The sequence below is a fragment of the Dyella soli genome (assembly GCF_054482295.1).
In genome coordinates this window covers 781,528-794,827 of sequence record NZ_JBTFFU010000002.1, presented here as the reverse complement: position 1 = coordinate 794,827, position 13,300 = coordinate 781,528, and the positions used below count along the sequence as shown (strand labels likewise).

Annotated in this window: 14 protein-coding genes; 2 read left to right on the top strand and 12 right to left on the bottom strand. The window is 69.3% G+C overall.

Annotated elements, in window-relative coordinates:
• Nucleotides 1-214 precede the first annotated feature (214 nt).
• The 3 genes from ACXU4B_RS13970 to ACXU4B_RS13960 form a co-directional block, all read right to left on the bottom strand.
• Nucleotides 215-2,194, bottom strand: coding sequence for a chemotaxis protein CheA (locus tag ACXU4B_RS13970; protein WP_131411514.1), 1,980 nt, complete (start codon nucleotides 2,192-2,194; stop codon nucleotides 215-217).
• A gap of 193 nt (nucleotides 2,195-2,387) precedes the next feature.
• The gene (locus ACXU4B_RS13965) at nucleotides 2,388-2,750 is read right to left on the bottom strand and encodes a response regulator (RefSeq protein ID WP_130620936.1); all 363 of its coding nucleotides are present in this window, start codon (nucleotides 2,748-2,750) and stop codon (nucleotides 2,388-2,390) included.
• A gap of 14 nt (nucleotides 2,751-2,764) precedes the next feature.
• Nucleotides 2,765-3,085, bottom strand: coding sequence for an STAS domain-containing protein (locus tag ACXU4B_RS13960; protein ID WP_131411516.1), 321 nt, complete (start codon nucleotides 3,083-3,085; stop codon nucleotides 2,765-2,767).
• 195 nt (nucleotides 3,086-3,280) lie between these two features.
• Between ACXU4B_RS13960 and fliK the strand changes: the two genes are divergently transcribed.
• The gene (gene fliK / locus ACXU4B_RS13955; protein ID WP_131411518.1) at nucleotides 3,281-4,420 is read left to right on the top strand and encodes a flagellar hook-length control protein FliK; all 1,140 of its coding nucleotides are present in this window, start codon (nucleotides 3,281-3,283) and stop codon (nucleotides 4,418-4,420) included.
• Entirely contained in the window at nucleotides 4,417-4,689 is a 273-nt protein-coding gene (locus ACXU4B_RS13950) for an EscU/YscU/HrcU family type III secretion system export apparatus switch protein (protein WP_131411520.1), read from the top strand. Before fliK ends, ACXU4B_RS13950 begins: the two co-directional genes overlap by 4 nt.
• Nucleotides 4,690-4,717: 28 nt before the next feature.
• On the opposite strand, the gene ACXU4B_RS13945 is transcribed toward ACXU4B_RS13950, so the two are convergent.
• The 9 genes from ACXU4B_RS13945 to flhF form a co-directional block, all read right to left on the bottom strand.
• Complete coding sequence (locus ACXU4B_RS13945) at nucleotides 4,718-5,188, bottom strand: chemotaxis protein CheW (RefSeq protein WP_131411522.1); 471 nt, start codon at nucleotides 5,186-5,188, stop codon at nucleotides 4,718-4,720.
• Nucleotides 5,189-5,192: 4 nt separating this feature from the next.
• The gene (motD, locus tag ACXU4B_RS13940; protein WP_131411524.1) at nucleotides 5,193-6,317 is read right to left on the bottom strand and encodes a flagellar motor protein MotD; all 1,125 of its coding nucleotides are present in this window, start codon (nucleotides 6,315-6,317) and stop codon (nucleotides 5,193-5,195) included.
• Entirely contained in the window at nucleotides 6,314-7,054 is a 741-nt protein-coding gene (locus ACXU4B_RS13935) for a flagellar motor protein (protein ID WP_131411526.1), read from the bottom strand. The genes motD and ACXU4B_RS13935 overlap by 4 nt, the downstream gene beginning before the upstream one ends.
• A gap of 1 nt (nucleotide 7,055) precedes the next feature.
• Nucleotides 7,056-9,026, bottom strand: coding sequence for a chemotaxis protein CheA (locus tag ACXU4B_RS13930; RefSeq protein WP_131411528.1), 1,971 nt, complete (start codon nucleotides 9,024-9,026; stop codon nucleotides 7,056-7,058).
• Between the two features lie 13 nt (nucleotides 9,027-9,039).
• Entirely contained in the window at nucleotides 9,040-9,681 is a 642-nt protein-coding gene (locus tag ACXU4B_RS13925; RefSeq protein ID WP_131411530.1) for a protein phosphatase CheZ, read from the bottom strand.
• The gene (gene cheY, locus ACXU4B_RS13920) at nucleotides 9,678-10,085 is read right to left on the bottom strand and encodes a chemotaxis response regulator CheY (RefSeq protein ID WP_131411532.1); all 408 of its coding nucleotides are present in this window, start codon (nucleotides 10,083-10,085) and stop codon (nucleotides 9,678-9,680) included. Before cheY ends, ACXU4B_RS13925 begins: the two co-directional genes overlap by 4 nt.
• Before the next feature lie 66 nt (nucleotides 10,086-10,151).
• Nucleotides 10,152-10,886, bottom strand: coding sequence for an RNA polymerase sigma factor FliA (locus tag ACXU4B_RS13915; RefSeq protein WP_131411534.1), 735 nt, complete (start codon nucleotides 10,884-10,886; stop codon nucleotides 10,152-10,154).
• Nucleotides 10,887-10,889: 3 nt separating this feature from the next.
• Entirely contained in the window at nucleotides 10,890-11,834 is a 945-nt protein-coding gene (locus tag ACXU4B_RS13910; protein WP_425481422.1) for a MinD/ParA family ATP-binding protein, read from the bottom strand.
• Nucleotides 11,831-13,249 carry a flagellar biosynthesis protein FlhF gene (gene flhF / locus ACXU4B_RS13905; RefSeq protein WP_131411536.1) on the bottom strand — a complete coding sequence of 473 codons (1,419 nt, stop codon included), beginning with the start codon at nucleotides 13,247-13,249 and terminating at the stop codon, nucleotides 11,831-11,833. The genes ACXU4B_RS13910 and flhF overlap by 4 nt, the downstream gene beginning before the upstream one ends.
• Nucleotides 13,250-13,300 lie beyond the last annotated feature (51 nt).

Genomic DNA, 13,300 nt, shown 5'->3' with positions numbered 1-13,300 from the left:
GATCGGCGGAGGAAGGGGAAACTTGAGTCGGTCTGAGGCTGGCCGGCGCTGGAAATCGCCAGGGCCATTCGCCGTGACGGCGCGCGGCCTCCTGCAGCCGCGCCGCGTTCTGGCGGGTGACTGCGTCCATCGGCATCACCGCGCGATCAACTCGGTCGAGGCCCGCCGACCGTTGCCGCGCGGCGCCCCACCGGAGGCTTTCTGGCCGCCTGGATCAGGCGGCCTTGCGACGTCCCTGCATGCGTACGAGGCCGGCGATGTCGACGATCAGAGCCACCGAACCGTCTGCCAGGATGGTGGCGCCCGACACGCCCTGCACGCGGCGATAGTTCGCTTCCAGCGACTTGACCACCGCCTGCTGCTGGCCGATCAGGCCATCGACGAACAGGCCCACGCGGCTGCCGTCGCCTTCCACCACCACCATCAGGCCCTGGTCGATGCTGCGCACGGCGTCCTCGCAACCAAACACATCGTGCAGGCGGATCACCGGCAGGTACTCACCGCGGAAGCGGAACAACTCCCCGCCGCCGGCGACGCTGCGCACCGATTCGGCCTTCAGCTGCACGGATTCGACGATCGAGACCAGCGGCACGATGTAGCGCTCCTCGCCCACCGCGGCGGTCAGGCCATCGATGATCGCCAGGGTCAGCGGCAAGGTGATGGTGAACACGCTGCCCTTGCCCTGTGTGCTGCGAATGACCACGCTGCCGCCGAGGTCGGCGACGTTGCGCCGGACCACGTCCATGCCCACGCCGCGGCCCGACAGGTCGGTCGTGACGGCCGCGGTGGAAAAGCCCGGCTGGAAGATCAGCTCGGCCACCGATTCGTCGCTCATGCCCTCGCCGCTGGTGATCAGGCCGCGCTGGATCGCCTTGGCCACGATGGCGTCGCGATTGAGGCCGGCGCCATCGTCGGAGACTTCCACCACGATGTTGCCGCCTCGATGCGATGCCTCCAGCTTGAGGGTGCCGGTATCGCCCTTGCCGGCGGCGCGGCGGCGGTCCGGCGTCTCCAGGCCATGGTCGATGGCGTTGCGCACGAGGTGGACCATCGGGTCGCCGATCTTCTCCAGCACCGTCTTGTCCAGCTCGGTCTGCTCGCCGACCAGTTCCAGCTTCACCTGCTTGCCCAGCTTCTGGCTGATGTCGCGCACCATGCGCGGGAAGCGATTGAACACGGAGGCGATCGGCAGCATGCGGATGCCCATCACGCTTTCCTGCAGCTCGCGCGTGTGGCGCGCCAGCTGCGCCAGGCCATGCTCAAGCACGGCAAGCCGCGAGGGATCGTAGTCGCCGCGGAAGGTGTCGAGCATGGACTGGGTGATCACCAGCTCGCCCACCAGGTTGATCAGTCCGTCGATCTTGTCGATCGACACACGCACCGAGCTCGATTCGGCGCTGCTGTCGCGCTGTGCGCGCGCGGCGCCGGCGTCAGCCACCGGCGCGGCGGCAGCTGCGGCCACCGCCACCGGCGCGGGGATGGCGGAGAGCTGCTGCGCCTCGATGGCGAGGTCGCATTCGTCTTCGACCCAGTCGAACACCGCGGCAATGTCCGCGCGCTTGACCGGGCCCTTCAGTTCGATCGTCCAGCCCAGGTGGCATTCGGTCGGTTCGAGCGCCGCCAGCGTGGCCGGCAGCTGCTCCAGGGCGGCCGTGACGTTCAACTCGCCCAGCCCCGCGAGCTCGCGGAGCAGGCGCAGCGGTTCGTTGCCGCCGGCCAGCATGCCTGCGTGCGGCCGAAAGCGGATCGTCCAGCGCTCGGCATGGTCGTCCGCGCGGCGCGCCTGCGCCCCCGCCGCCGGCACGCCGCGTCCCATTGCGGCGGCCAGTTCGTTGCGCAAGCCGTCGGCGACGGCGTCGTTGAGCGGTTCGCCGGCCTGCGCCCGGGCGAACATGCCGCGCAGGCAGTCCACCGCGCGCAGCAGCAGCTCGATGATGGCGCGGTCGATCGCGCGCTTGCCGCTGCGCACTTCGTCCAGCAGCGACTCCGCTTCATGGGTGAACGAGGACATCTCCGGAAAACCGAAGGTGGCCGCACCGCCCTTGATCGAGTGCGCCGCGCGGAAAATGGTGTGCACCAGTTCCCCGTCGCCGCCATCGTCCAGCGCGAGCAGCGACGACTCCATCGTATCGAGTCCTTCCAGACTCTCTTCGACGAATACCTGTTGGAACTGCGCCAGGACGGCTTTGCTCATGGGGATGCTTCTCTGTGAAACCGGTTCAAAACTTCAGCATGACGTTGCCTTGGCCCCCTCTCCCACCGGGAGAGGGGTTGGGGTGAGGGTGCGGGGCTTGCGCCGACCTCCTGTCTCGCGCTCCGCGCGAACCCTCATCCGCCTGCCGGCACCTTCTCCCGTGGGGAGAAGGGATCTTTCGATGGACCTTGCCTTAACCCAGCACCCGCTTGACGGTAGCCAGCAGCTGTTCGGGATCGAACGGCTTCACCAGCCAGCCGGTGGCGCCGGCGGCCTTGCCTTCCATCTTCTTGTCCGTGTGCGACTCGGTGGTCAGCATCAGGATCGGCACGCCTTTGTACTCGGGCATCGTGCGCAGCTCGCGCACCATGCTGATGCCGTCCATCACCGGCATGTTGACGTCCGCCAGCACCAGGTCGTAACGACCGCCGCGCGCCGCGTCGAGCGCCAGCTGGCCGTTCTCGGCCTCGCTCACGTCGTGTCCCGCACCGCGCAGGGTGAAGGCCACCATGCCGCGCATCGAAGCCGAATCATCCACCGCAAGAATCTTTGCCATCTTCCACCTCAGTTTCAGGCCGGCATGGTTGCCGGCAATTCCAGAGCCTGTGCCAGGCCGAGCAGGTTCGCCGCGTCGCGCATCGCGCCACTGACGCCCTGCCAAGCCGGCGTCAGGCCACGCGCCAACGCTTCGCGGCGGAACGCCACCAGCAACTGCAGGGCTGCCGTGTCCACCCGCTCCACGCCACCACCGTCCAGTTGCACGGCGGGTGCGTCGAAGGCGTCGATCAGCTCGGCCTTCACGGCGGCGACCTCGGCCAGGCGAAAGTCCGTGGGCAGCAGGACCCTGCGCGCCTCGCCCTCGCCCGTGCGCTTCGCCGTCTTGTTGACCATCGCCCTGTTCCTCGCTGCGCCCTGCGGGCCGCTTCGGTGTGCTTATCGGCCGTGGCGGCCGCCGCTTTAGCTGCCGGCGACCGTTCCGAAGCGTGACCGACCCGACGAAAATCGGGCCTCAAGTTGCGCGCGCACCGGCCGATGCACACTGCACGGAATGGCGCGCGCATGACGCGTCTCCGCAAGGAGTCGTGATTGATCATTCAACCCACCAGCTTCGCCGCCCTCGCCTGGGCCGGTGCTGCCTCCGGCAGTGCCGCGGAGAGCTGGCGCATCGGTACCGTGCTTGCCGCGCGACCGCTGGGGATCAATCCGGACGGCATGATGGTGCTGCAGATCGGCGCCCTCGCGGTCGAGGCCGAACCGCCGCGCGGCCAGCTGCCATCGCAATTCCAGGTGCGCGTGCTCACGCTCGGCGCGCAGCCGCAACTCGAAGTGATTGCCCCGCACACGCCCGAGCCGGCCATCCAGGTCGCACTGCGTGAGCGCCTGCCGCAGCAGAACGGCTACGCACCGCTGCTCGCCACGCTCGATGCGCTGGCGCAGCGTCCCGCGCTGCGCCAGTTGCCGGCCTATCTGCGCCCCGCGCTCGCCCTGCTCGAACATGGCGTGCGCACGCCTGCCGAGGTCACCCGCGGCGAAGGACTGAAAGAGGCCATCAGTCGCAGCGGTCTGTTCCTCGAATCGCAGCTGGCACAGTCGCAGGTGGACATGGCCGTGCTGAGCCAGGAGGACTGGAAGGCGGCCATGCTGCGGCTGGCCAGCCTGCTCGACGACTACCTGCCCGCCCGCCGCCCGACGGCAGGCGACAACGAGACACCGCCGCCGCTGCAGCAGCGCGGCCTGCAGCCCCAGCCGCGCCTGGGCCTGCCGCCGGAATTGCTCAACGACGACGTGGATGCCCTGCTCGGCCGCCTGCATGGCGAAGTGCATGCGGCGCTCGCGCGGGTCGAGGTGGCGCAACTGGAAGCGACCACCGTGCCGGCGTGGATGATCGAGATTCCGCTGCAGGGCGACGCCGGTCGCGACATCCTGCAGATCCAGCTGCAGCACACGGCCGACGCCGATGGCGGCAGCGCGTGGACACTCGGTTTCGCGCTGGACCTGCCCGCGACGGGTCCCCTGCAGGGTGAACTGCAGTTGCGCGACCTGCGGCTGTCGGTACGCCTGTGGGCCGAACGCGCGGACACCGTGCATCGACTGGAACACCAGTTCGGCGCGCTGCGCCAGAAACTGGCGGCGACCGGCCTGATCCTCGACCAGCTGAGCTGCCAGCAGGGCCTGCCGCAGGCGAGCAGCCCGCACAGCGCGATCCTGCTGAAGGCGATGGCATGAGCACGCCACTACCGATCCCGCGTCGACGCGTGAGCCTGCGCCTTGCCGGTGGTTCGACCGAGGTTGCGCCGCCCGCCAGCCTGCCGGCGGAGTCGCTGGAAACCTTGCTGGCACGTGCACGCGCGCTGGGCATTCCACTGCACCATGACCCGCAGATGGCCGCGTTGCTCGCCTCGCTGCGCCTGCGCCAGGATGTCCCGGCGACACTCTACGCCGCGGCAGCGGCCGTGCTGTCGTGCGTCTATGACGCCGCCGACGATCACGGCTAGCCCGCGCCAGCCGTACACCGACCGCGGCTCAGGCCGCTTCACTCTCCGCCGGCAAGCGGCACAGCCGGGCGACGTCGAGCAGGGCGACAAAGCCGTTGCGCCACGGCAGCACGCCATGCACCGGATCATCGTCGCGCGCCTGGCCACCGGGCGGTGGCGGGGCAATCTCGGCGTGCTCCGGCGCCACCAGGTCGCCGATGGCGTCGACGCGCAAGCCCACCAGGTGCGCGCCGTGCACGAGCATCACGATGCGCACGTCCGCCTCGCTGCCGCCGGCATCGGCCGGCAGGCCCAGCCGGCGGCGACCGTCGAGCACGGGCACGATGCGTCCGCGCAAGTGGCGGATGCCGAGCAGGTCGGCCGCCGCACCGGGCACCGGCGTGTGCTCGCCGTCGCGGATCACTTCGCCAACCTGCACCAGCGGTACGGCGTAAAGCTGCTCGCCCAGCCGGAATGAAAGCCAGCGCCGTGCAGCCTCGGTGATGTGTGCATGGTTCACGTGATCAGCTCCCCGGCATGGCGGCGTGCGGCGCCGTGGCGGTCATGGAACCCGTCGCTGCACCCGGCACGGGGACCGCGGTGGCGGGTTCGGACTCGTTGTTTTCGCGGCCTGCCGGACGGGCTGGCCCGGCCAGCATCACCTTGTTGACCGGCAGCTCCATGCCCGGCTTCACCACCACCGTCGGCATGGGCGCGCCCGTTCTCGCCACGGCGGCCGGGGCGGCGCTCGAGGCGGCTACGGCCGGTCCCTGCAGGCCGTCGTCGCCTTCGGCCAGCTGGCCCATGTGTTCGGCGTCGTTGTAGAAGCGCCGGGGCGCGTCCTGGTCGCTCAACACCACCACCAGCACGCGGCGATTGTGGTTGCGGCCGTCTTCGGTGGTGTTGTCGGCGCGCGGACGGTATTCGCTCCAGCCGACGATGCCCAGGCGCAGCGGGTCGATGCCGTGTTCGGCAAACAGCCGCGCCACGCTGGCGGCGCGAGCGGCGGACAGTTCCCAGTTGGACGGGAAGACCGCCGTGTTGATCGGGCGATCATCGGTGTAGCCCTCGATGCGCACCGGGTTGGAGAACGGCTGCAGGATGCCGGCGATCTCGTTGAGCACGTTGTCCGCCGGCGACGACAGTTTGGCCACGCCGCTGGAGAACAGGATGTCGGTGCGGATTTCGATTTCCAGCCAGCTGGTGGTCTTGCGCACCACGACCATCTGCTTGTCGATCAGTGGCTGCAGCGCACGCTGCACCTGGTCACGGATGCGTTCGAGGTTTTGCTGCGACACGCGCTGCGCTTGCGCGCGCATGTCCGCCGCGCGCACCGGCTGCGGGCGCAGCGGAATGGGCACGCTGACCGGCGTGGTGGCGGCACCCGGCTGGCCGGCCGGCGTGGCCACGGCCGGCTCGACGTTGTGCGGCTGCACGCGCGTCTGCGGCATCGGTGCGATGACGTGGCTGGAGCCGTTGAACGCCTCGATGATCGATTCGGACATCACGCGGTACTTGCCTTCGTTCACCACCGACACCGCGTACATCACCACGAAGAACGCCAGCAGCAGCGTCATCAGGTCGGCATAGGGAATCGCCCATGCCTCGTGGTTGACGTGGTCCTCGTGGTGCTTTTTTTTCCTGCTCACGGCAGGTAGCCCTGCAGCTTGGCTTCGATCTGGCGCGGGTTGGAGCCTTCGGCTATCGCCACCAGGCCCTCGACCAGGATCTCGCGCATCTGCGTCTGCTTGTGCACGAGGCCCTTCAGGCGCGAGGCCATCGGCAGCATCAGCAGGTTGGCCAGGGCCACGCCGTAGATGGTGGCGACGAAGGCCGCGGCGATGCCATGGCCGAGCTTGCTGGGGTCGGCGAGGTTCTGCATCACCGCCATCAGGCCCATCACGGCGCCGATGATGCCCATGGTGGGCGAATAGATGCCGGCGTTCTCGAACACCTTGGCCGCGGCCAGGTCGGTGTGCTCGCGCGCGCCCAGCTCCACTTCAAGCACACCGCGGATCGCCTCCGGCTCGCTGCCGTCGACCAGCAGCTGCAGGCCCTTGCGGATGAAGGTGTCGTCCTCCGAATCGATCTGCGGCTCCAGGCCGAGCAGGCCCTGGCGTCGCGAGATCTCGCTCCAGCCGACGATGCGGCTGATCAGGTCGGATGGCTGGTGCTGCGGCGGCTTGTACACCATCGGGAACATCGCCATCGCTTGCTTGAGCACCTTGCCCGGGTTCTGCACCAGCAACGCGGCGATGGTGCCCAGGAACACGATGACGAAGGCGGCAGGGTTCCACAGCGCTTCGACGCTGGAACCCTTGAGGATGGTGCCGACGATGATGACCACGAAGGCCAGGATCGTCCCGATGAGGCTTACCAGGTCCATGTCAGGCTGAAACTCTCAGGGAGGGGAGGAGTTGGCCGTCGTTGCCGGCCAGGCCGGCGAGGTCCATCACCAGCGCCAGACGGCCATCGCCGGTCACCGTTGCGCCCGCCACCGCAGGCACGCCCTGGAACAGCGGCCCCAGCGGCTTGACCATCACGTCTTCGCGGCCCAGCACCTCGTGCACCAGGCAACCCAGCCGCAGGTGCCCGATGTGCAGCACCACCACGTGCCTGCCGGACAGGCCGTCGACGCCGATCCATCCGGCCAGGTCGGCCAGCGCGAGTGCACGGCCGCGATGCGAGGCGACCCTGCGGCCGTCCAGTCGCTGGTCCTGCCCCGGCGCCAGTTCGAACACTTCCTCGATATTGCCCAGCGGCAACGCCAGCAGCCGCGCACCCACGCGCACCATCAGCACGCGCTGGATCGCCAGCGTCAGCGGCACGGCCAGCTCCAGCGTGCTGCCGCGACCGAGCTGCGAGCGCACCTGCAGGCTGCCGCCCAGCTCAGCCACGCGCGTCTTCACCACGTCCATGCCGACGCCGCGGCCGGAAATGTCCGAGACGGTGGCCGCCGTGCTGAAGCCCGGACGGAAGATCAGTTCGTAGCATTCGTTCTCGCTCAGGCGCGCGGCCTGGGCCTCGTCGATCACGCCCTTTTCCACCGCCTTGCGCCGGAGCACGTCGGGATTCATGCCGCGGCCATCGTCGGCCACGGTGATGACGATGCGTTCGCCACGCTGGCTGGCCGATAGCGTGACCTGGCCCTTGCGCGGCTTGCCGGCGCGCTCGCGATCGTCGGGCATTTCCAGGCCATGGTCGAGCGCATTGCGGATGAGGTGGACCATCGGGTCGGCCAGGGCCTCGACCAGGCTGCGGTCGAGGTCCGTGCCCTCGCCTTCCTGCACCAGCTCGACCTCCTTGCCCAGCTGGCGCGAGAGGTCGCGCACGATGCGCGGGAAGCGCTGGAACAGCCGCCCCACCGGTTGCATGCGCATGCCGAGCACGGCGCCCTGCAGCGCATCGGCCACGCGATCGAGCTCGCCGGCGGCAAGCGCCAGGGCTTCGTCGCCGTGCTTCGTCGCAAGGCTCAGCAGGCGATTGCGCACCAGCACCAGCTCGCCCGCCCGATGCACCAGCGCGTCGAGCCGCGCGGTGTCCACGCGCACGGTGTTTTCCGGCGCGGGTGTCGCAGCCTTGGTCGCCGGCGCAGTAGCAGCGGCAGCCGCGACGGCAGGCGTCGGTGCTGCCGCGGCCTGCGCGCCCGGTGCACTGCCCTTGCCGTGCAGGCTGTCCAGCAAGGATTCGAACTCGTCGTCGGAAATCGAACCCTGCGCGGACGGTGGCGTAGGCGCGGCGGCTGCCGTTCCCGGCGTGCCACCCTTGCCGTGGATGTTGTCTAGCAAGGCCTCGAATTCGTCGTCGCTGATCGCACCGGGCGACGATGGCGACGCCGCCGGCGCACCGGGAACGCCGCCGTTGCCGTACAGGCTGTCCAGCAAGGCCTCGAATTCGGCATCGTCGATGCTGCCGTCGGCCGGTGGCGGCGCCACCGGAGGCGCGACCGGCCGGGGCGCCGCGGGCGGAGCCACGTGGCCGCTCGGCGAGATGCGCTGCAACAGGCTTTGCGGCGGCATCGTCATCGCATAGCCGCCGGCCAGTGCGGCCAGCATGTCGTTGAGCAGGTCCAGCGCCTCGAGCAAGGCGTCCATGCGGTTGGCGTCGAGCACGAGCTGGCCGTTGCGTGCGACGTTGAGCAGGTCCTCGGCGTGATGGCACAGCTGCACCATCGGCTCGACGGCGAGGAAGCCCGCGCCGCCCTTCACCGTATGGAACGCGCGGAACACGGCGTTCAACAGCTCGGCGTCGCGCGGCGAACTTTCCAGTCCGATCAGCTGGTCGCCCAGGCGCTGCATGATGTCCCCGGCTTCCGCCAGGAAGGCATCGCGCAGCTCGGTGTCGAACGTGGGATCCATCAGGGTCGGCCCTTCAGAACCCGAACTCGCTCAGCAGGCGGTCGGCCTCGTCCTGGCTGGTGACCTTGACCGGCCCGACCGCGGCTTCGCCGCTGGCCAGTGCACCGGTGAGGCTCACCAGTTCGAGCAGCGAGTGCTCCACGCTGCCGATGAAGTTGACCACCTTCTTGATGCGCTGGCCGGCCAGGTCCTGCCACGACTGCGCCACCACGAAATCAGCCAGGCCTTCGCGGCACTCGTTGGCGAAGGTGGACGCCTGCGTGGCCAGCACGTGGGCCACGTCGCCGGGCAAGGTGCCGTCGATCACGGCGCTGGCGTTCTCCGCCACCGCCTCGGCCTGCGGGCGCATGCGCTCGGCGAAGTCGAGCGTGCGGTGCGCGGCCTGCGAACTCATTTCCAGCACGTCCTGCAGGTGCTGGCGCGCGTCGGCGACGCTGCCCGGCACGCCTTCCTGGGCGAGGTCGCCGCCAAGGCGGCGCACGGCATCGTGCAGGTCGCGCGCCAGCACGCCCAGCGCCCGGAACACGCGCTGCTCGCGCTGGCGCACCAGCACGTCCAGGGCCTGTTCGAACGCCGCGCCGTCGGTGCTGTTGAGCAGGTCGTGCAGTTCCGGCGGCAAGGTTTCGCCGGCCATCAGGGATACTTGTGCATTCATGCTGCGGCTCCGCTGGCGGCAAGCCGCTCAAAGATCTTGGCAAGTTTTTCCTGCAGCGTGACGGCGGTGAACGGCTTGACGATGTAGCCGTTCACGCCCGCCTGCGCGGCGGCGATGATCTGGTCGCGGTTGTTCTCGGCGGTGACCATCAGCACCGGCATGCCCTTCAGCGAAGGCTCGGCGCGGATCGCGCGCAGCAGGTCGATGCCGGTCATGTTGGGCATGTTCCAGTCGGTGACGACCAGGTCGAAGGCGTTGGCGCGCAGCATGGTGAGCGCGTTTTCGCCATCGTCGGCCTCCTGGATCAGCGGGTTGCTGAAACCCAGCTCCACCAGCAGGTTGCGAACGATGCGCCGCATGGTGGAAAAGTCGTCCACCACCAGGATCTTCATATTCTTGTCCAAACCACGTTCTCCGCTTGCACCGTGCGGTCCGGTGCGCCAAGCCTCAGGAAATGTCGGGGGTGTTGCTCACGCGTGTTCGCGCCAGCCGGTCATGCGTGCGCGCAACCGGACGATGGCCTGGCCGTGGATCTGGCAGACCCGCGACTCGGTGACACCGAGCACGGCGCCGATCTCTTTGAGGTTCAGTTCCTCTTCGTAATACAGCGACATCACCAGTTGCTCGCGTTCGGGCAGGCTGCCGATGGCATCGACCAGCGCCTCGCGCATGCCGTCATGCTCGACGCTGTCCTGCGGGCCGAGGCTGTCGGCATCGGCGACGTCGAACGCGGCGCCACTGTCCGAGTCGTCCGGCACGGACAGGCTCAGCAAGCGCGCGCTAGCCGCGTCGGCCAGCACCTGGTGGTACTCCTCGGCGCCCATGCCCAGTCGCCGCATCACCTCGGCGTCCTCGGCATCGGCGCCGGTTTCGATCTCGATCTGCCGCACCACCTCGGCCATCTCGCGCACCTTGCGGTGCACCGAACGCGGGGTCCAGTCGGTGCGCCGCAGTTCGTCGAGCATGGCGCCGCGGATGCGGATGCCGGCAAACGTCTCGAAGCTGGCGTTGCGCCCGGTGGCGAAATTACGCGCAGCCTCCAGCAGGCCGATCATGCCGGCCTGGATCAGGTCGCTGACGTCGACGCTGGGCGGCAAGCGGCCCATCAGGTGATAGGCGATCCGTCGCACCAGCGGCGCGTGCTGGCGAACCAGCTCGTCGGCGCTTTGTCTTTGCAGTTGGAGATATTCGGAAGCCACGCTCATCTCTCACCACCCTGTAGCCGCTGCGGCCTGCCTGCTGAAGAAGGCAATGCGGTCCAGCCCCAGTCGCTCGGGTTCACCCCATGTATCGACCGCACCTGCCAATTGCTTGAATGCCTGACCCGAACGACTCGAGGGCCACAGGTCCACGACCGCGCTCTGCCGCTTGATCGCCTGCCGGAGGCGCTCGTCGTGCGGCACCATGCCCATGAACTCCAGCGCCACGTCGAGGAAGCGGTCGCTGACCCGCGCCAGCTTCTGGTGCAGCTGGCGGGCCTCGCCGGCGTTGCGCACCATGTTGGCCACCATGCGGAAGCGCCGCACGCCGAAGTCGCGGCTGAGCACCTTGAGCATGGCGTAGGCGTCGGTGAGCGAAGCCGGCTCGTCGCAGACCACCATCACCACGTCGTCGGCGGCCGCGGCGAACATCGCCACGTTGTCGGACAGGCCGGCGGCGGTATCCACCAGCAGGTAGTCCGGCGTCACCACCAGGTCGTCGAAGGCGCGGATCACCGCCGCATGCTCCCCGTTGCTCAGCTGGGCGAGGCGGCGCGTGCCGGAGCCGGCCGGCACCACCTTCAGGCCGTGGGGACCGGTGAGCAGCAGGTCCTCGATGCTGCAACTGCCGTCGAGCAGGTGGCCGATGTGGCGCGTTGGGGTGAGCCCGAGCAGCACGTCGATATTGGCCAGGCCCATGTCGGCGTCGAGCAGGATCACTTCGTGCCCGGCCATCGCCAGCGACATGCCGAGATTCACCGACACCGTGGTCTTGCCCACGCCGCCCTTGCCGCCGGCCACCGCAATCGCGCGACAGCGCTTGCGCGGCGGCGGGGTGGCCAGGCCGAACGCCTGGTCGTGCGCCTGCACCGGCTTGCTGCCGTGCCGCTCGGCCAGTGCGCGCAGCATGCCTTCCAGCCCGATGGCCTGATTCATTGCAAAAGCACTGTTCATGCGTTGGCCACCGCCAGTCCGAAACGCTCTGCCATCACGTCGTTGTCCGCCGCCGGGCTACCGCCCTTGAGCACTTGCGCGGCGCGGCATACCAGCACGCGGGCATCTGCGGCGGCGATGTCCTCGGGCACGCGCTGGCCGTCGGTGGTGTAGTCGAGGGCGAGGCGATGACGGATCAGCACCGACAACGCGCCGCCGAGGCTGGGCGCCTCGTCGAGCTTGGTGAGAATGCAGGCATGCGGCTGCAGCGGCAGGTACGCGCGCACGGCTTCGTCCAGCGATGAGGCCTGCGCGTTGGCCGCAAGCACCAGGCAGGCGCGAAGATCGCCGCCATTGCCCAGCACTTCCAGCTGCTGGGCCAGCCGCGGATCGCCACCTGCCACGCCGGCCGTATCGACCAGCACGGTATGGCAACCGCGCAGCAGTTCCAGCACCTGGCGCAGGCTGGCCGCGTCGTAGGCCGGGTAGACGCGCACGCCGAGCAGGCGTCCGTAATGTTCCAGCTGGGCGGCCGCACCGATGCGGTAATGATCGGTGCTGACCAGCGCCACCTGCGATGCGCCGTGGCGCATGACCGCGCGTGCGGCGAGCTTGGCGATGGTGGTGGTCTTGCCGACGCCGGTGGGGCCGACCAGCGCGGTGACACTGCGGCGGTCGCCCTGGTCGCGGCGGCTGATGGACAGGCTGCGGCTGAGCATGCCCAGCGGCAGGTAGCGCGCCTGCTCGGCGTTGATGTCGGCCGGCAATTCGTCGACCAGGCGGCGCGCCACGTCGGCCTCGATGCCCAGCCGGGTCATCTCGCGCAACACGCGTGCACGCAGCGGCTGGCGGCGCTCCATGTCATTCCAGATCAGGCTGGAGAGCTGCGTCTCCAGCAATTCGCGCAGGCTGCCCAGTTCCGCGCGCACCCGTGCCGTGTCCTGCACGGCGCGTTCGAGCAGCGGATGGATCGGCGCGGACGGATCGACCATCACCACCGGCTTCGGCGTTTCGACCGCCGCGGCGGCGAGCGGCGCAGTCGCGGCCGCAGGGGCCCTGGCCGGCGCGATTTCGGCCGCGGCCTGCGGGGCCGGCGGCAGCGGTGGCCGCGTGCGCGACAGGGTGACGGTGACGCCGTCGTCGTCATGGCGCGTGATCGGCGGCAGCGGCGGCGGCAGCACCTCGCGCCGGCGCACCACCACCGGTGCTTCCTCGTTCGCGGCCGGCACCGCCGGCGTGCGCGCCTCGACCTGCAACGGCGCGCCGTGGCGTGCAGCCTCGCGGACCAGCGCCTCGTCGAAGTCGACCGCGGCGATGATCTCGATGCCCTCTTCCATGCGACGCGTGGAAAGGATCACCGCGTCCGGCCCCTGCTCCTCGCGCACTTCGCGCATGGCCTGGCGCATGTCGGCGGCCACGAAACGTTTGATCTTCATGCCTGGTTGCTCCGCGGGACAGGGGCGTGGGATGCAGCACGAGCATGCGCG

Bases quoted from the DNA above. Each gene is read 5' to 3' on its own strand.
- flhF (WP_131411536.1), bottom strand. From the start codon at position 13,249: ATGAAGATCAAACGTTTCGTGGCCGCCGACATGCGCCAGGCCATGCGC.
- ACXU4B_RS13965 (WP_130620936.1), bottom strand. From the start codon at position 2,750: ATGGCAAAGATTCTTGCGGTGGATGATTCGGCTTCGATGCGCGGCATG.
- ACXU4B_RS13910 (WP_425481422.1), bottom strand. From the start codon at position 11,834: ATGAACAGTGCTTTTGCAATGAATCAGGCCATCGGGCTGGAAGGCATG.
- ACXU4B_RS13935 (WP_131411526.1), bottom strand. From the start codon at position 7,054: ATGGACCTGGTAAGCCTCATCGGGACGATCCTGGCCTTCGTGGTCATC.
- ACXU4B_RS13960 (WP_131411516.1), bottom strand. From the start codon at position 3,085: ATGGTCAACAAGACGGCGAAGCGCACGGGCGAGGGCGAGGCGCGCAGG.
- ACXU4B_RS13970 (WP_131411514.1), bottom strand. From the start codon at position 2,194: ATGAGCAAAGCCGTCCTGGCGCAGTTCCAACAGGTATTCGTCGAAGAG.
- ACXU4B_RS13930 (WP_131411528.1), bottom strand. From the start codon at position 9,026: ATGGATCCCACGTTCGACACCGAGCTGCGCGATGCCTTCCTGGCGGAA.
- ACXU4B_RS13915 (WP_131411534.1), bottom strand. From the start codon at position 10,886: ATGAGCGTGGCTTCCGAATATCTCCAACTGCAAAGACAAAGCGCCGAC.
- ACXU4B_RS13950 (WP_131411520.1), top strand. From the start codon at position 4,417: ATGAGCACGCCACTACCGATCCCGCGTCGACGCGTGAGCCTGCGCCTT.
- ACXU4B_RS13925 (WP_131411530.1), bottom strand. From the start codon at position 9,681: ATGAATGCACAAGTATCCCTGATGGCCGGCGAAACCTTGCCGCCGGAA.